Origin of the sequence: Nocardia carnea (genome assembly GCF_029868855.1) — a bacterium.
Classification (GTDB): domain Bacteria; phylum Actinomycetota; class Actinomycetes; order Mycobacteriales; family Mycobacteriaceae; genus Nocardia; species Nocardia carnea_A.
On sequence record NZ_JARWOV010000220.1, the window covers coordinates 1 to 17,208 of the forward strand.

At 69.7% G+C, this 17,208-nt stretch carries 14 protein-coding genes; 13 read left to right on the plus strand and 1 reads right to left on the minus strand.

Translation table 11 applies throughout. The annotated features are described in order from the left end of the window. Positions 1-250: 250 nt before the first annotated feature. From pyrF to QH195_RS21410, 13 genes are all read left to right on the plus strand, one after another. Positions 251-1,018, plus strand: coding sequence for an orotidine-5'-phosphate decarboxylase (gene pyrF, locus QH195_RS21350; protein WP_280436768.1), 768 nt, complete (start codon positions 251-253; stop codon positions 1,016-1,018). A gap of 655 nt (positions 1,019-1,673) precedes the next feature. Then, positions 1,674-1,994, plus strand: coding sequence for an integration host factor, actinobacterial type (gene mihF, locus QH195_RS21355; protein WP_280423497.1), 321 nt, complete (start codon positions 1,674-1,676; stop codon positions 1,992-1,994). Positions 1,995-2,014: 20 nt separating this feature from the next. Continuing rightward, positions 2,015-2,587 (plus strand): guanylate kinase, encoded by a 573-nt coding sequence (gene gmk / locus QH195_RS21360; RefSeq protein WP_280423498.1) that lies wholly within the window; start codon positions 2,015-2,017, stop codon positions 2,585-2,587. A gap of 61 nt (positions 2,588-2,648) precedes the next feature. Further along, positions 2,649-2,927, plus strand: coding sequence for a DNA-directed RNA polymerase subunit omega (gene rpoZ / locus QH195_RS21365; protein ID WP_280423499.1), 279 nt, complete (start codon positions 2,649-2,651; stop codon positions 2,925-2,927). A gap of 45 nt (positions 2,928-2,972) precedes the next feature. Next, on the plus strand, positions 2,973-4,220 hold the full coding sequence (coaBC, locus tag QH195_RS21370; RefSeq protein WP_280423500.1) for a bifunctional phosphopantothenoylcysteine decarboxylase/phosphopantothenate--cysteine ligase CoaBC: 1,248 nt from the start codon (positions 2,973-2,975) through the stop codon (positions 4,218-4,220). Positions 4,221-4,563: 343 nt separating this feature from the next. Continuing rightward, positions 4,564-5,775 carry a methionine adenosyltransferase gene (metK, locus tag QH195_RS21375; protein WP_280423501.1) on the plus strand — a complete coding sequence of 404 codons (1,212 nt, stop codon included), beginning with the start codon at positions 4,564-4,566 and terminating at the stop codon, positions 5,773-5,775. 154 nt (positions 5,776-5,929) lie between these two features. Beyond that, positions 5,930-8,221 (plus strand): primosomal protein N', encoded by a 2,292-nt coding sequence (locus QH195_RS21380; RefSeq protein WP_280436769.1) that lies wholly within the window; start codon positions 5,930-5,932, stop codon positions 8,219-8,221. A 578-nt stretch (positions 8,222-8,799) separates the two neighbouring features. Beyond that, positions 8,800-9,468 (plus strand): PadR family transcriptional regulator, encoded by a 669-nt coding sequence (locus QH195_RS21385; protein ID WP_280436739.1) that lies wholly within the window; start codon positions 8,800-8,802, stop codon positions 9,466-9,468. 62 nt (positions 9,469-9,530) lie between these two features. Beyond that, positions 9,531-10,535 (plus strand): lipase family alpha/beta hydrolase, encoded by a 1,005-nt coding sequence (locus QH195_RS21390; protein ID WP_280423504.1) that lies wholly within the window; start codon positions 9,531-9,533, stop codon positions 10,533-10,535. A 139-nt stretch (positions 10,536-10,674) separates the two neighbouring features. Beyond that, on the plus strand, positions 10,675-11,217 hold the full coding sequence (gene def / locus QH195_RS21395; RefSeq protein ID WP_280423505.1) for a peptide deformylase: 543 nt from the start codon (positions 10,675-10,677) through the stop codon (positions 11,215-11,217). Beyond that, positions 11,217-12,137, plus strand: coding sequence for a methionyl-tRNA formyltransferase (fmt, locus tag QH195_RS21400; RefSeq protein WP_280436740.1), 921 nt, complete (start codon positions 11,217-11,219; stop codon positions 12,135-12,137). The genes def and fmt overlap by 1 nt, the downstream gene beginning before the upstream one ends. A 755-nt stretch (positions 12,138-12,892) precedes the next feature. Then, positions 12,893-14,461, plus strand: a complete 1,569-nt coding sequence (locus QH195_RS21405) for an RsmB/NOP family class I SAM-dependent RNA methyltransferase (protein ID WP_280436741.1) — start codon at positions 12,893-12,895, stop codon at positions 14,459-14,461. A 49-nt stretch (positions 14,462-14,510) separates the two neighbouring features. Then, on the plus strand, positions 14,511-14,861 hold the full coding sequence (locus QH195_RS21410; RefSeq protein WP_280436742.1) for an MmcQ/YjbR family DNA-binding protein: 351 nt from the start codon (positions 14,511-14,513) through the stop codon (positions 14,859-14,861). A 111-nt stretch (positions 14,862-14,972) separates the two neighbouring features. Here the strand turns inward: QH195_RS21410 and QH195_RS21415 are convergent, their stop codons facing one another. Further along, positions 14,973-17,141 (minus strand): molybdopterin oxidoreductase family protein, encoded by a 2,169-nt coding sequence (locus QH195_RS21415; RefSeq protein ID WP_280436743.1) that lies wholly within the window; start codon positions 17,139-17,141, stop codon positions 14,973-14,975. Positions 17,142-17,208: the final 67 nt, after the last annotated feature.

The window sequence follows — 17,208 nt, forward strand, 5'->3', positions numbered from 1 at the left end:
CTATATCACCGACGCGGCCCTCACCACCCTCCCGGCCCGGTTCCACGGCAGCGCCAACGATCCGCTGCTGGCGGCGCTGGCGCTGGCACTGGCGCAATGGCGGGCCCCCCGCCGCGGCCCCCCCCGGCCCGGCCCGGTCAAGGCGGGACGGGGCGGCCGCCTTGGGTGGGGGGGGGGGGCGCGCGCCCCGCCCCCCTCCCCCCCCCCGGGCGCCGCCCGCCCCCCCCCCCCCCCCCCCCCCCACGGCCCGATCTGCGTCGGGATCGACCCGCATCCCGCGCTGCTGGACGCCTGGGGCCTGCCGGACGACGCGAACGGCCTGGAAACCTTCGCCGAGATCTGCGTGGAAGCCTTCGACGGGGTGGCGGCGGTGGTCAAACCGCAGGTTGCCTTCTTCGAGGCCTACGGCTCGGCGGGAATCGCGGTTCTCGAACGCACCATCGAGGTGCTGCGGGGTTCCGGCACTCTGGTCCTCGCCGATGCCAAACGCGGCGATATCGGCTCCACCATGGCCGCGTACGCCCGCACGTGGCTCGGTGACGGGCCGCTGGGCGCGGATGCGGTCACGGTCTCGCCCTACCTCGGGTTCGGCGCCCTGCGGCCCGCCCTGGACCTGGCCCGCGCCAACGGGCGTGGTGTCTTCGTCCTGGCCGCCACGTCGAATCCGGAGGCTGCCCGGGTCCAGCAGGCGATGGTGGACGGGCGGACCCTCGCCCAGACCGTGGTCGATGCCGCCGCCGAAACCAACCGCGGTACCGCACCGGGCTCTGTCGGGGTGGTGGTGGGCGCCACGCTCACCGATATCCCCGATCTCAGCGCACTGAACGGCCCGATCCTCCTGCCGGGCGTGGGCGCCCAGGGCGGTACCGCGGCGGCGGTCCGCGCCCTGCTCCCGGAAGCGCTGTGGCCGGTGGCGGTTCCGAATGTCTCGCGAGACGTACTCGGCGCGGGCCCCTCGGTGACGGCGCTGCGGGACCGGTTGGCGGCTTTCCAGGACGAGTTCGCTTTCCTGCGCTGATCGACGCTGTACGGGTGGAAACCGCCCGGAGGGCTATCCGTCCGCGCGGCCGGTGTCACGGGCCGTCGGTGTCGCGCCAGGACCTGTCTACGGGGTGCTGTGTTCGGCGTTCCCGCGGGCAATCACGGCTCCTGTCCGTCCGCGCCTCCCGAAGGGCATCTGGTCGATCGGCTGTCGACGAGCGTGTAGTCGACGGGACCGGCGCGGCACTCCGGCGGGACAGTTGCATGCATCCACTCGGGCCTGCTTCGGCACCCGTTACCAAGTGCTGTGGGCGCTCGGTGTCGGGAGCAGAAGCACCGCTCCGAGGGCGCCGAACCCCGTGGAGCCGCAGCTGCCGCAAAAAAATACAGAAAATTCCTGGTAGGGCGGCTGGGAGGTAGCCAGGCTGTGGATAAGTCCGGTGGCTATCGCGCCGCAACCGGACGCGCGCACCCAAAATGCCCTGCTGAAAAGGTGTTTCGTGGTAAGTCCACCGGTGGTGTGGCTGTGGGCAAGCCGGGATGCGGGATGGGTGGCAAGGGGCAGTTACGGGGTCCGATTCATGCCCTGACCTGGGGGGTGGGTTCGCAATCCGGGGGCGTCGTGGGTACGGTCGCTGAGACTGCCGGGTAGTTCGGCAGGTTTTGATGCAGAACGATGAGACGGAGGAACCGTGCCCCTTCCCAAGCTGACTGATGAGCAGCGCAGCGCTGCTCTGGAGAAGGCGGCTGCCGCTCGGCGTGTTCGGGCGGAGCTCAAGGATCGCCTGAAGCGCGGCGGCACCGACTTGAAAGAAGTCCTCAGCGAGGCCGAGACCGATGAGATCATCGGCAAGATGAAGGTGCGCGCATTGCTGGAAGCCTTGCCCAAGGTCGGCAAGGTCAAGGCAGGAGAGATCATGAACGAGCTCGAGATCGCTCCGACCCGTCGGCTGCGCGGTCTCGGCGATCGGCAGCGCAAAGCGCTGCTTGCCAAATTCGACCTCGGCGCCTGACAGCCTCGGTGATCGAGAACATGACGAAGGGTCGGCTGGTTGTACTGGTCGGCCCCTCGGCCGTGGGCAAGTCCACCGTGGTGCGCTGTGTCCGCGAACGGCTGCCGGAACTGGTTTTCAGTGTGTCGGCGACCACCCGGGACCCCCGTCCCGGTGAGGTCGACGGCCGTGATTACCGGTTCGTCAGCCGGGCCGAGTTCGATGCGATGATCGCCTCGGGTGATCTGCTCGAATGGGCGGATATCCACGGTGGACTACAGCGGTCGGGGACTCCGGCCGCGCCGGTCCGGGCCGCCCTGTCCGAGGGGCTGCCGGTACTGATCGAGGTCGACCTCGAGGGTGCGCGTTCGATTCGCCGGGTGATGCCGGAGGCCGTACTGGTGTTCCTCGCGCCGCCCAGCTGGGCGGAGCTGGAGAACCGGCTGCGCAGCCGCGGCACGGAATCTCCTGAGGTCATCGAACGCCGGCTGGCGACCGCACGGGTGGAATTGGCCGCACGTGACGAGTTCGACACCGTGATCGTGAACGACACCGTGACCAGCGCCTGTGCGGAGTTGGTATCGTTGTTCGTCAGCACGAATTCCAATTCGTAGCCGGTTACGCCCGGCCGAGCCGCCGCGTAACCGCGCCCCCGACCCCGCAGGAGCTTCCTCAGTGAGCAGTACGGACACCGCCGCGCCCGCCTACGACACTCCGGTCGGCCTCACCAACCCGCCGATCGATGAACTGCTGGACCGCACCTCGTCCAAGTACGCGCTGGTGATCTACGCCGCCAAACGTGCCCGCCAGATCAACGATTACTACAACCAGCTCGGCGACGGCATCCTCGAATACGTCGGCCCGCTGGTCGAGCCGCTGCCGCAGGAGAAGCCGCTGTCGGTGGCGATGCGGGAGATCCACAGCGATCTGCTCGAGCACACCGAAGGCGAATGACCCGGTAGTCCCCGGGCGAACGGCCGATAGGGCAGGAGGCGCGCGATGGCGCGGGTAGTTGTCGGGGTGGGCGGCGGTATCGCCGCGTACAAGGCGTGCGCACTGGTACGGCGGTTCACCGAGACCGGCCACAGCGTGCGGGTGATTCCCACCGAGGCGGCATTGCAGTTCGTCGGTAAGGCGACCTTCGAGGCGCTGTCCGGCCACCCGGTGCACACCGGGGTGTTCGCCGATGTGCCCGAGGTCCCCCATGTGCGGCTGGGCCAGGAGGCCGAGCTGGTCGTGATCGCCCCCGCCACCGCCGATCTGATGGCGCGCGCCGCGCACGGTCGCGCCGACGATCTGCTGACCGCGACCCTGCTCACCGCTCGATGTCCGGTGCTGTTCGCACCCGCCATGCATACCGAGATGTGGGAGCATGCGGCGACCATGGCGAATGTGGCCGCATTACGCGCGCACGGTGCGACGGTGATGGAGCCCGCGTCGGGTCGGCTCACCGGTACCGATACCGGTCCGGGTCGCCTACCGGAACCCGAGGAGATCTTCGGGTTGGCGTCGCTGCTGCTGGAACGCGCCGACGCCGTACCGCGGGATCTGGAGGGCAAGCGGGTCGTTATCACCGCCGGTGGCACTCGTGAACCGCTCGACCCGGTGCGCTTCCTGGGTAACCGCAGCTCCGGTAAACAGGGCTATGCGCTGGCCCGGGTGGCCGCCCAGCGCGGCGCGCAGGTAACACTGATCGCCGGGAACACCATCGAGATGGCGCCGCCGGCGGCCGTGGAGCTGGTGCACATCACGACCGCCGACCAGCTCAAGATTGCCGTCGACAAACACGCGGTGGGTGCGGACGCGGTGATCATGGCCGCCGCCGTCGCCGATTTCCGGCCCTCGTCGGTGGCCGGTGCCAAGATCAAAAAGGGTAAGGACGAGCCCGACAGCATCGCGCTGTCACGGACCGAGGACATCCTCGCGGGCCTGGTCCAGGCGCGTCGCGAGGGTCAGCTTTCCGGTACCGCCATCGTCGGGTTCGCCGCCGAGACCGGCGACGAGGACGGCGATGTGATCACCTACGCCCGCGCCAAGCTCGCCCGGAAGGGCTGTGACCTGCTGGTTGTCAACGCCGTGGGGGACGGCAAGGCGTTCGAGGTGGATACCAACGACGGCTGGCTGCTCGGCGCCGACGGCAGCGAACAGGCCCTCGATCACGGATCCAAGGCGCTGCTGGCCAGTCGTGTCCTCGATGCTCTGGGCCCGCTCCTGCGCGAGCGGGCCGCAGCCGGTAGCGGCGCGTAACCACGCGGAACTCCCGTGCAGACAAGGACGCCGCACAAACGATGTGGGCCCGGCCGGCCGCATCCGGTCTCGATCCGGGCCGGGCGGGCCCGCGCGGAGAATCGACTCATCGCGATCCGAACTCTTGCCAGGGGTGTCGGCCACCCGTACTGGTAGTGCGAGTCGATCCCGCCGCGGCCGTTCGGCCGGCCGGGGTTCGCGGACCGGAAACCCGTCCGGTGTGGTGTCCGGAACCACAATCCGGCCCCGCGTTCTAATAGTCTGGTAGTCCAGGGTCACGACCGGAGCCGTGCGCTACGGTCCATATCCGGGACACGAGTAACCGTTGAGGAAGAGGGAAACTGTGCGCACGTCCGGTAGCCGGCTATTCACCAGTGAGTCCGTGACCGAGGGTCACCCGGACAAGATCTGTGACGCCATCAGCGATTCCATCCTCGACTCCATGCTCGCCCAGGATCCGACCAGCCGGGTCGCCGTGGAAACCCTCGTGACCACCGGTCAGGTGCATGTCGCGGGCGAGGTCACCACGGAGGCGTACGCGGATATCCCGCATATTGTCCGGGAGAAGATCCTGGAGATCGGATACGACTCCTCGGCAAAGGGTTTCGACGGCAACTCGTGCGGCGTCAACGTGGCGATCGGCGCCCAGTCGCCCGATATCGCCCAGGGCGTCGACACCTCGCACGAGGCGCGGGTGGGCGGTTCCGGCGACGAGATCGAACAGCAGGGCGCCGGTGATCAGGGCCTGATGTTCGGTTACGCCAACACCGACACCCCGGAGCTGATGCCGCTGCCGATCGCCTTGGCGCACCGGCTGTCCCGTAAGCTCACCGAAGTCCGCAAGACCGGTGTGCTGCCGTATCTGCGGCCCGACGGTAAGACCCAGGTCACCATCGAATACGAGGGCGATCGCGCTGTCCGGCTGGATACCGTGGTCGTCTCCACCCAGCACGCCGCCGATATCGACCTGGACAACCTGCTGGCACCGGATATCCGCGAGAAGGTCGTCGAGGCGGTGCTGGCGGATATCGCCATCCCCGATCTGGACACCTCCGATATCCGGCTGCTGGTGAACCCCACCGGTAAGTTCGTCCTCGGCGGGCCGATGGGCGACGCGGGCCTCACCGGCCGCAAGATCATCGTCGACACCTACGGCGGCATGGCCCGCCACGGTGGTGGCGCGTTCTCCGGTAAGGACCCCTCCAAGGTCGACCGGTCGGCCGCCTACGCCATGCGCTGGGTCGCCAAGAATGTGGTCGCCGCCGGCCTGGCGGACAAGGTCGAGGTCCAGGTGGCGTACGCGATCGGCAAGGCGGCGCCCGTCGGCCTGTTCGTGGAGACCTTCGGCACCGAGAAGACCGATCCGGCCCAGATCTCGGCCGCCATCACCGAAGTGTTCGATCTGCGTCCCGGCGCCATCATCCGTGACCTGGACCTGCTGCGCCCGATCTACGCGCCGACCGCGGCCTACGGGCATTTCGGCCGCACCGATATCGACCTGCCCTGGGAGCGTACGGACCGCGCGGAGAAACTGCGCGCCGCCGCCGGGCTGTAGGTCCGCGTTCCGCGTGCCGCAACCTGTCGCCGACACCCCCGGGGAAATCGAGTCCCCGGGGGTGTCGGCCGCTTCGGGAGGCGACGGTGCGCGGCGGGCGAAGAAGAAATCTCCTCCGCCCGGGCCGCCGCCGGTATCGCATCCGATCGCTCGGGTGTTGCCGCTGCTCACCCCGGCTCATCTGGACCGTGATTTCGACTATCTGGTGCCCCCGGAGCTGGACGAGATCGCCCGGCCCGGGGTCCGGGTCCGGGTGCGTTTCGCCGGGCGGCTGGTGGACGGCTATCTGTTGTCCCGGCATACCGAGTCCGACCATCCCGGCAAACTCGTCCGGCTGGAACGAGTGGTGTCGGCGGAACAGGTGCTCACCCCGGAGATCCTCCGGCTCGCCACCACCGTGGCGGCTCGCTGCGCCGGCACCCGCGCCGATGTCCTGCGCTTGGCCATACCGCCCCGGCATGCGCGCGTAGAGAACGGTGGGGCCGGAAAGAACGAATCGGGCGACGTGGTGCGGGCGGCACCGGCGGATAGCGCAGACCGGCCCCCGGTGACCGGACCGGCCACCGGGGGAGCCGGCGCGGCGGGCGTCGCGAAGGACTCGGTGGAACCACCTTCCCCGGAGGAATCCGGCCGGGGCCGGCAGGTGGGCTCTCCGGCATCACTCGATCCGGCACCGGATCACCATGACCCCGAGCGCGCTACGACCGCTGCCGATCATCCGGCAGCCGGGGCCGGGCAAACGCCGGCAGGCGAGCGTCGTCAGCCGACGCCGGACGCGACCGAGCGGGCGTCGGACGGTGGCGAAACGGCCACATCGGACGTCGACCTATCGGCCTGGCGACGGTATCGCCACGGGGGATCGTTCCTCACCGCGCTCGCCGGGAGCAAGGGTCCACGCGCGGCGTGGCAGGCGTTGCCGGGTGAGGACTGGGCACGCCGGCTGGCCGAACTCGCGGCCGTTGTGGTGGCCGCCGGCCGTAGCGCGATCCTGATGGTTCCCGACCAGCGCGATCTGGATCGGGTACTGCGGGAATGCGAATCGCTGGTCGGGGATTCGGTGGTCGGGCTCTCGGCAGGGTTGGGTCCGGCGGCACGATATCGGCGCTGGCTGGCCGTTCTGCGCGGCACCGCGCGGGTCGTGGTCGGCACCCGCAGCGCCGTTTTCGCGCCGGTCGCGGAGCTGGGGCTCATCGCGATCTGGGACGACGGTGACGACACCTACGCCGAGCCCCGTTCCCCGTACCCGCATGCCCGCGAGGTGGCGATGCTGCGGGTGCACGAGACCGGGGCGGGCTTCGTGGCCGCGGGTTTCGCGCGGACCGCGGAGGTGCAGGCGGTGGTGGAATCGGGTTGGGCGCACGATCTGCTCGCCGACCGCGCCACGGTCCGGGCGGCCTCGCCCCGGATCGGCGCGCCGGGAGATTCCGATGCTGCACTCGACCGCGACCCCATCGCCCGCGCGGTCCGCATTCCGGGTGCTGCTTTCGCTGCCGCGCGCCAGGCACTGGCTGCGGGAGAGGGCGTGCTGGTGCAGGTACCGCGCCGCGGGTACGTCCCGGCTCTCGCGTGCACCAAATGCCGCACCCCTGCACGCTGCCGGCAGTGCGTGGGCCCGCTGTCCCTGCCGGAGGATGGTCCCGCGGACCCCGCCGCGCATATCGCGCACAGTCCGGTGTGCCGGTGGTGCGGCCGGACCGAGGCCGCTTTCCGCTGTCCGGGCTGCGGTGGGCGGGTGCTGCGCGCCGTGGTCATCGGCGCTGCCCGGACCGCGGAGGAGCTGGGCCGGGCGTTTCCCGGGGTGCCGATCCGGGGGTCGAGCGGCGCCGCGATGCTCGATACCGTCGAACCGGGCCCCCAGGTGGTGGTCGCTACTGTCGGGGCCGAACCACTGCTACCCGGTGGCTACGGAGTCGGCTTGCTGCTGGACGGATGGGCGCTGCTGGGCCGCGCCGATCTCCGTGCCGCCGAGGACACACTGCGCCGCTGGCTGGGCGCCGCCGCCCTGGTGAAAGCCGCGGGCCGGGTACTGGTGATGGCCGACCCGGGTGTGCCGACCGTGCAGGCGCTGCTGCGCTGGGATCCGGCCGGGCATGCGGCCGCCGAACTCGCACAGCGTGCGGAGGTCGGGTTCCCGCCCGCGGTGCGGATGGCCGCGATCGACGGAACGCCCGATGCGGTCGCCGAACTCCTTGCGGTCACCGAACTCCCGGCCGCCGCCGAAATACTGGGGCCGGTACCGCTGCCCGCCACCGCGCGTAGGCCGTCGGGTTCTCGCACCGATGACAACCGCGGTGCCCCGGTGGAAGTAGAGCGGGTGCTGTTACGCGTTCCGCGCCGGCAAGGCGGCGCGCTGGCCCGTGCGCTGACCGCCGCGCAGGCCGTCCGCAGCAGTCAGCGTGCGGAAACCTCGGCGCGGGTACAGATAGATCCGCTCGATATCGGCTGATCCGCTTCCCGGCACCTGGAAATTGTGCCTTCTTTCGATCTCCGCGACGCCCGCACCTGCCTTTCCGGTCGCTGCACACTGTGATCGGTACAGTTCGAAGACTGCTAGGGCCGCGCGTCGCGGGCGATATGACCGGTCCTGGTCGGTGGCATCCACTCACGCTTCCGAGTCGAGCGGCTCGCGGTGGCCTTGCTGATTCTTCGACTCTCCACGCAACGTGGCCTGGGCATGCGGCCCGCTTCTTCTTTCGCTCAGTGACAAAGACAGAGCGCCGCCGTGCTCGGAGGCCGTATCGACACGGCCGGTCGCGGGATTCGGCGGGGCCCAACCAGCGGGATCGCCGAGGCGCCCATGGGCCACGGACCGTGCCCTGACGAACCCGAGTGCCCGGCACACGCTATGAGAAGCCGGCGTGCCGTCCGACGCGCCTGGTCGCGTACGGATCAGTGGGCAGCTTGTCCGGTTCCCGCCAGTGATGGGCCGATTACGCCGCAGCTTTAGGGCGGGGGTTGCATTGGATAGATTGCCGATATATCGTCGATGCTATGCAAACAGATCGAGTAGCTCAGGAGGCTGCGATGGAAGACATGGAGAACACGGACTTTCGCAAGGAACGGCTCCGCTGGGCCCGGCGTCACCGTCCCGATATGGAGCACGGGCCCGGCCGCGGCGGTTTCCGGCACGGTGGCCCGCCCGGTTTCGGTGGTCCTGGTTTCGGACCCGGTTTCGGGCCCGGTTTCGGACCGGGCTTCGGTCCGGGCTTCGGCCGGGGACGGGGTCGTGGCGGCCGCGGCCGGCGGGGCGATGTGCGGGCGGCGGTCCTGCTACTGCTCACCGAACGTCCGATGCACGGTTACGAACTGATCCAGCAGATCCGGGAACGCAGCGAGGATCTGTGGCGCCCCAGCCCGGGATCCGTCTATCCCGCGCTGTCCCAGCTGGAAGACGAGGGCCTGATCGTCATCGAGAAGGTCGCCGGACGCAAAACCGCGCAGCTGACCGAGACAGGCACGGCCTACGTCGCCGAACACCGGACCGAACTCGGTGACCCGTGGGCCGAGGTCAAGGAAGGTGTCGGTGCCCACGCCAACGATCTGCGGGCGCTGGTCCCGCCGCTCATGGGCGCGATCGCGCAGGTCGCGGGGGCCGGGACCCCGGAACAGGCGGCCAAGGCGGCCGAGGTTCTCACCGAGGCGCGGAAAGCTCTGTATCGCATCCTGGCCGGTGACGAGGAGACCACGAAGTAACGGGGTGATCAAGACCTCGGCCTCGGGTTTTCCGCCGCCGCGGGAGGGTGGAAGATTGTGCGGTGAAACGTTTTCTGTGGTCGGCCCGCAGGTACGGCCGGCGCGTGCTGACGGTGACCGCCGCACTGGCTGGGTCGGTGTTGCTCGGTACCGCCGTGAGCACCGCCCAGCCGGCCGGATATCTCCCGCCGGAGGTACCCACCGAATGGGCGCCGCCGCAGGCCGACCATCTCGGTGCCGTGCTGTACATGAAGGATCATCCTGCCGCCGTACCGCGGGGAGTCAACGATTTCGGATGTGTCCCGGACGCTGCCCATCCGCATCCGGTGATCCTGGCCCACGGTACCGACGCGAGCGCATACACCGATTGGTCGGCCATCGGCCCACGCCTGGTGGACGAGGGGTTCTGCGTTTTCGCGCTCAACTACGGCGGTAAACCGGGCGCGATCAGTTTCGGTACCGAGGACATCGTGCTCAGTGCCCACCAGTTCGCCGCCTTCGTCGACCAGGTCCGAACCGCCACCCGGGCGCCCCAGGTGGATCTGGTGGGCTTTTCCCAGGGCGCCAACATGACCCGGTACTACATCAACAAACTCGGCGGCGCGCCCGCTGTGGGCACCTGGGTCGGTCTCGCATCCCCCACCTACGGCGGTGTCATGTACGGACTGGTGCCGGTGGCCCAGCAGATTCCCGGTGCGCTGACCGTTGCGGAGAAGACGATCTCGGTGGCCGCCGTACAACAGGCACAGGGGTCGCCGTTCATGCTGGATCTCAATGCCGGCGGCGATACCGTTCCCGGAGTCCGGTACGTGACGATCGGCAGCCGGGTCGACGAGATGATCCAGCCGTTCGGCAATATCGCGCTGCGCGGGCCGGGGGCGGACAACATCGTGGTGCAGGATCGCTGCCCGGCAGATCTCACCGGGCACTTCCACATGGTGTACGACCCCTTCGTGGCGCAACTGGTGCTCGAGGTACTCGACCCGGATCATGCGCCGGCCCCCGTCTGTCTGCCGGTCGCGCTCGGCACCGGCATTCCGCAGGTGATCATCGGCGGCAATATCTAGCGGGACTCGGCGCCGATGCCGGGCAGGCGCGGTGGCACGGGCTGTGGGCGGTTACGGACCCCGTACGTGTCGGCGGGCAGGCGGACGCCACCTAGAATGGTTTCTTTCCTGCCCTGTCTCATGTCTCCGGGAGCCGACCTTGACCGTCCAGTCCGTCCGCCTGTTCGGCGATCCGATCCTGCGAGCCCGCGCGACCGAGGTCACCGAATTCGGGCCCGAACTGCGGCAACTGGTGACCGACCTGACCGACACGATGTACGACGACGGCGGCGTGGGGATGGCCGCGCCGCAGATCGGGGTCGGGCTGCGGGTGTTCGTCTACGACACCCGGGATGCCCGGGGTCATCTGATCAACCCGGTCTGGACCGCCCTCGACGACGAGGAACAGATCGGTCCGGAGGGCTGCTTGTCGATACCGGGGGTCAATCACGACACCCGCCGCGCCCTGCGGGTGCGCGCGAGCGGGGTCGATATGACCGGTGCACCGGTCGAGTTCGAGGCCGAGGGCTTGCTCGCACGCTGTGTCCAGCACGAAACCGATCACCTGGACGGCATCCTGTTCATCGACCGCCTGGATCCACCGGACCGCAAACAGGCCATGCGCACCATCCGTGAGTCCGACTGGTTCACGGCCGGTATCACTGTCCGGCCCAGTCGCGCGCTGGCCGAGCGGGACCGCTGATGCGGATAGTCTTCGCCGGCACCCCCGACCCGGCCGTCCCGTCGCTGCGCCGGCTGATCGAATCGCGGCACGAGGTGGTCGCCGTGGTCACGCGGCCGGACGCCGTGGCCGGTCGCGGCCGGAAATTGCACCGTTCGCCGGTCGGGCAGCTCGCCGACGAATACGGTATTCCGGTACTGACGCCGCGCAAACCCGCCGAGCCCGAATTCGTCGAAGCCCTCACGGAGCTTGCACCGGATTGCTGCCCGGTGGTCGCCTACGGTGCATTGCTGCCCGCGGAAATCCTGGAGATCCCGCGCCACGGCTGGATCAACCTGCATTTCTCGCTGCTACCGGCTTGGCGCGGCGCGGCTCCGGTACAGGCGGCCATCGCGGCGGGCGACGAGATCACCGGGGCGTCCACGTTCCGGATCGAAACCGGCCTGGACACCGGACCGGTCTACGGCGTGGTGACCGAACGGATCGCCGTCACCGATACCGCCGGGGACCTGCTGGCACGGCTGGCCGACAGCGGAGCCGCCCTGCTCGAACAGACCCTGCACGGCGTGGAAGACGGGACGCTGCAGGCGATCCCGCAATCCACCGAGGGCGTGTCCTATGCGCCGAAGATCACCGTGGAGGCGGCACAGGTGCGCTGGGATCAGCCCGCACTCGCTGTCGGCCGCGCGATCCGGGCGGTGACACCGCACCCAGGCGCCTGGACGACCGTGGCGGGTAACCGGCTCAAGCTGGGCCCGGTGGAGCTGGTCGAGGAGGCGCTGCCCGAACGGCAGATCGAAGTACGCAAGACGGGGGTCTATATCGGCACCGCGACCACCGCGGTCCGACTGGACCGGGTGCAGCCGCAGGGTAAACGCATGATGGCGGCACTGGACTGGGCCCGCGGCGCGCGCCTGGAGCCCGGCGCGGTGGTCGAATGACCGGCCCCGCCGGTGACCGGCCACGCGGCTTCCGGCGCCATCCGAAACCCGAATCTGCCGGGGCCGACGCCGTAGATCGCGAATCCGGCGCAGCAGGGCAGGGAGCCCGTAAGGCCCCCGACCCTCGCCCCGGTACGGGTCGGGACCGACCGGGTTTGCCGGATTCGCCGCGCGATGGGCGGGCGAAGGACACGAAACCGGGTGATTTCGACCGGAAGGGAACCGGTCGAAAAGGCGAAGGTGGGCGGCCCCGAGGTGATTCCGCGGCGGGGGAGCGCCGAGCGGAGCGGTCGGGGCGCGAGCGCACGACAGGTGGCCGCGGTGGGGATCCCCGCCAAGGCGAGAAGTCATCGCGCTCGGGCGGTGACCGACCCGATTACCGGGGTGCAGGGCAGTCCCGCCGAGAACAGCGAGGGCGCCGGGCCGACTCCGCGGCGGGGGAGCGACCGGGGCGCGATCGCTCGGCCGGTTCTGCGCAGGGCGAGCGTCGGAGGGATCCCGCCGATGGCGGGAAATCAGCGCGCTCGAGCCGTGACCGGCCCGGCTATCGGGGCGAGGGACCTGCTCGCCGTGAACAGCCGGGGCGCGGATCGGATTCGGGCGGCCGCTCGGCCGATCAGGGCGCGGCGGCGCGCGGCGGCCGGTCGGGTTCCGGGTACCGCGGCGAATTCGGCGCGGGGCGAGCGGATCGGACAGGGGCGGGTCGCGCGGACCGTGGCCGCGAGGGCCGTCCGCATTCGCCCGAGAACCGGGACATGGGCGCAGGCCGGCCCGGCGGCGAGGGAGGCGGACCCGGCGGCCGTCGCGGCGACACGCCCGCACGATTCGCCGGCGGCTCCCGGGCGGCCGCGGGCGGCGACAGGCGCGGCGCGAACGGACGGCGCGAGGACGAACGCCGGCGTCCGGACGCGGGAAGCAAGGGACCCGGCGCCGGTAAACGCTCCGGTTCCGGCCGGGTACGCCCCGGGCGCGGAGAATCCACCCAGCGCCGGGTCGAAGATCCGGCGCGCACTGTCGCGCTGGAAACCCTGCGTGCGGTCCGGGAGCGGGATGCCTACGCCAACCTGGTGCTCCCGGCGTTCCTACGCGAATACTCCGTGCAGGGACGCGACGCCGCACTGGCCACCGAACTGGGGTACGGCGCATGTCGTAGCCTCGGCGTTCTGGACGCGGTGATCGCCGATTGCGCCGGTCGCGAGATCGCGGAGATCGACGGTCCGCTACTGGATGTCCTGCGCCTGGGCACCTATCAATTGCTGCGTACCCGCGTCGAACCGCATGCTGCCGTACACACCGCGGTGGAACTCGCTCGCGCCGAATCCGGTACGAGTCGCGCCGGTTTCGTCAACGCCGTACTGCGCAGAGTCACCGAACGCTCGCCGGAGGACTGGGTGGCGCGGCTCGCCCCACCGGACCCGATCGGCCGGCTGGCCTTCGAATACGCGCATCCGGAATGGATCGCCCAGGCCTTCGCCGACGCGCTCGGCGCCGATGCGGGCGAACTGGGTGATCTGCTCGCCGCCGACGACGCCCGCCCCGTGGTGCATCTGGTGGCCCGCCCCGGCGATATCACCGCCGAGGAGCTCGCTCTCGTCACCGGAGGTGAGGAAGGCCGCTGGTCCCCGTACGCGGTGTACCTCGAGGGCGGCGATCCTGGATCGCTGGAACCGGTTCGCGAGGGGATGGCGGCGGTACAGGACGAGGGCAGTCAACTCGTGGCGCTCGCGCTCACCCGTGCGCCGTTGCACGGCACCGATACCGGACGCTGGCTCGACCTCTGCGCGGGGCCCGGCGGTAAAACCGCGCTGTTGGGCGCGCTCGCCGGAATCGACGGCTACCGGGTGGATGCGGTGGAACCGTCCGCGCATCGTGCCGAGCTGGTTCGTTCGGCCACCCGGGATATGCCGGTCGAGGTGCATATCGCCGACGGCCGGGACAGCGGCCTGCCTGCCGGCTACGACCGGATCCTGGTCGATGCCCCGTGCACCGGGCTCGGTGCTCTGCGTCGCCGCCCGGAGGCCCGCTGGCGCCGCACCCCCGGCGATATCCCGGATCTGGTGGCGCTGCAGCGCGAGCTGGTGGTCGCGGCATGGGATCTGCTGCGGCCCGGTGGGGTGCTGGTCTACTCGACCTGCTCTCCGCACCTCCCCGAAACCGTCGCGGTGGTGGCGGATACGGTGCGCCGCACCGGAGCCGAACAGCTGGACGCCCGCGAGCTGCTACCCGGCGTCACCGGACTCGGCGCCGGTCCCACGGTGCAGTTGTGGCCACACCGGCACGGCACCGACGCCATGTTCGTGGCCGCGCTGCGCAAACCGCGGTAGGCGACGGATTTCCAAGCCTGCCGCCACCTATCCGGGCAGACTCGGCGATATGAGCCTCACCTGGCAGAACGTCGTCCGGCTGGCCACCGAACTTCCGGAAGTCGCGGAATCGACCTCCTACCGGACCCCGGCATTGAAAGTCTCGGGCAGAAGTTTCGCCCGGCTGCGCACAGAGGCCGAGGGCGGTCTGGTGCTGCGCTGTGAGATGGCGGAGAAACAAGCCCTGCTGGCCTCCGGTGACCCGGCCTTCTACACCACTCCGCACTACGACGGATATCCCTACATCCTCATCGACCTGGAGCGCGTCGACACCGAGCAATTGCGTGAACTGCTCGACGCCGCGTGGTGGCTGGTCGCTCCCGCGAAGCTGCGTAAAACCAGACCGGGAACAGGTGAGTAGTTGGACCCGGGCACGTCTACCGGGTCTGCCGGTGATCCGGCGCTGCGCGCTGACGATGGTTCGCGACAACCCGGCGGTGTGAGAGCGCGAACCGCCCGGTGTGCGGGTGTATCAGCGGGCGGCCGCGGCCGCTTTCCCGGCCGGTTCGATCCGGACCCAGGTGCTGTTCACCGCAGCGTTTCCGGAGATACGGTCCACTTGCTCCGGATCGTGGAGCAGGTTGACATTCGCGCCCGGCAGCGCGGCCGCCACAGTCCAGCCGACGCCCGGTTCGCGGTGACCCCAGCCGTGCGGGATGGCGACCGTACCGGGCCGGATATCGGCGCTGACCTCCACCGGCACCGTGATGGCGCCGATCGGCGAGCTCACGGCGGCCTGGTCACCATCGGAGAGCCCGCGCGCGGCGGCGTCGTCGGGATGCATCAGCGCGGTGCACCGGTCGCGGCCCTTCACCATCGCCGGCACATTGTGCAACCACGAATTGTTGCTGCGCAGGTGGCGGCGGCCGATCAGGCGCAGGTCGAAACCTTCGCCGCGGGCGGAGCCGGCGTCGGCGAGGAGCCGGCGGGCTTCGGCGACGAACGGTGCCGGGGCGAGCTGCACCTTACGATCAGGGGTCGAGATGAGGGAATGCAGCCGAGGCTGCAACGGTCCGAGATCGATCCCGCCGCGGGCCGCGCGGACCTTCGCCAGCGTGATGCCGCGGCGGCCCCGGCGTAGTACGCCGTGTGGACCGGCCGCGATCCCCAGTGCCGCCGCCCGCACCGGGCTGAATCGTGCGAATACCGCGTTCAGGGCCCGTCCGGTCAGCGAACGCACCGGCAGCGGCAGGATCTCGGTGGTCAGCCGGGCCATGATCTCCCAGTCCTCGAGACCGTCCGCCGGTGCGTCGACCGCCCGCGCGTTGTAACGAATGTTGTTGTGCACGCTGAACATGGTCAGCAGGATGTCGAGGTCCTCGCGTTCCAGCGGTGAGACCGGCGGCAGGATGATATCGGCGTGGCGGGTGGTCTCGGTGATGTACATATCCACGGCCACATAGAAATCCAGCGAACTCAGCGCCTTGTCCAGCTGCCCGCGCTGCGGGGTGGACAGTACGGGATTCCCGGCATAGGTGATCATGGCGCGGATCTGTTCCGGCCCCTCGTCGAGGATTTCGGCGGCCAAGGCGGCCACCGGTAATTCGAAGCGGAACGATTTGTACCTACCCGAGCGATCGGTCCACGCGCCGTGGAACGGTGGCATCCGCCGTGCCAGCGGCAGCAGGTCCACCGCCGGGGTGGCGTACATCTGGCCACCTGGCCGGTCCAGGTTTCCCGTGATCGCGTTGATGGTGTTGACCAGCCAGTGGGTGATCGTCCCGGTGACGGTCTGGCACACTCCGATCCGGGCGTACATCACCGCCGATCTCGCCGCGGCATGTTCCCGGGCGAGCCGCCGGATCGTCTCGGCGTCGACCCCTGCATAGGGCGCCGCTTCCTCGGGGGAGAACCCGGATACCAGCTGCCGCAACGTTTCCGACCCGGTGCACTGTGTCCGGAGGGCGGTCCGGTCGCACAGGTCCTCGGTGAGCAGTACGTGCAGGACGGCCAACAGCAGGTACGGGTCACCGCCCGGCAACACTGCCACGTGCTCGTCGGCCAGGCGCGCGGTTTCGGTACGCCGCGGGTCGATCACCACAACCTTGCCGCCGCGGCCCCGCACATCCTTGATCCGGTTCTTGGCGCCCGGCATGGTGGTCACCGAACCGTTGGACACCGCCGGATTGGCGCCGAGGATCACCAGCCGATCGGTGCGGTCGATATCGGCGATGGGCATCAGGAAGTTCGAGCCGTACTTCTGCCAGGCCACGAATTCCTGGGGGAATTGATCGATCGAGGAAGCGGTGTAGAAGTTGCGGGTCATCAGGCCCGCCCGCAACGCCATGGCGTACATGATCGCCGAATTGTGTGCCGCCGGATTGCCGAGGTACATGCCCACCGCATGCGGGCCGTGCTCGCGCCGGACCCGCCGCAACCGGGCACCGACCTCGCGGAACGCCTCGTCCCAGCCGATCGGCTCGAACCGGTCACCGACCCGCCGCATCGGCGTGCGCAACCGGTCCGGATCGTCGTGCAGGCCGGCCATGGCCGTCGCCTTCGGGCAGATATATCCCTTGGACAGCACGTCCTCGGGGTTGCCCTCGATCCTGGTGACAGTCGAATCCTCGACGGTCACCAGGATGCCGCAGTGGGCCTCGCACAGGGTGCATTGGCGGGCGACGGTTTCCGTGGTGGTCATGGCCTCACATCACCTTCTGCCGCATCGTCTTCGACGCGCTGCGGGTGTGCCGGATTACGGGCTGATC

What these genes read in the sequence shown, in the direction of transcription:
- gmk (WP_280423498.1), top strand. Translation starts at nt 2,015, where the DNA reads ATGACGAAGGGTCGGCTGGTTGTACTGGTCGGCCCCTCGGCCGTGGGC.
- coaBC (WP_280423500.1), top strand. Translation starts at nt 2,973, where the DNA reads ATGGCGCGGGTAGTTGTCGGGGTGGGCGGCGGTATCGCCGCGTACAAG.
- QH195_RS21385 (WP_280436739.1), top strand. Translation starts at nt 8,800, where the DNA reads ATGGAAGACATGGAGAACACGGACTTTCGCAAGGAACGGCTCCGCTGG.
- fmt (WP_280436740.1), top strand. Translation starts at nt 11,217, where the DNA reads ATGCGGATAGTCTTCGCCGGCACCCCCGACCCGGCCGTCCCGTCGCTG.
- QH195_RS21405 (WP_280436741.1), top strand. Translation starts at nt 12,893, where the DNA reads ATGGGCGCAGGCCGGCCCGGCGGCGAGGGAGGCGGACCCGGCGGCCGT.
- QH195_RS21410 (WP_280436742.1), top strand. Translation starts at nt 14,511, where the DNA reads ATGAGCCTCACCTGGCAGAACGTCGTCCGGCTGGCCACCGAACTTCCG.
- QH195_RS21415 (WP_280436743.1), bottom strand. Translation starts at nt 17,141, where the DNA reads ATGACCACCACGGAAACCGTCGCCCGCCAATGCACCCTGTGCGAGGCC.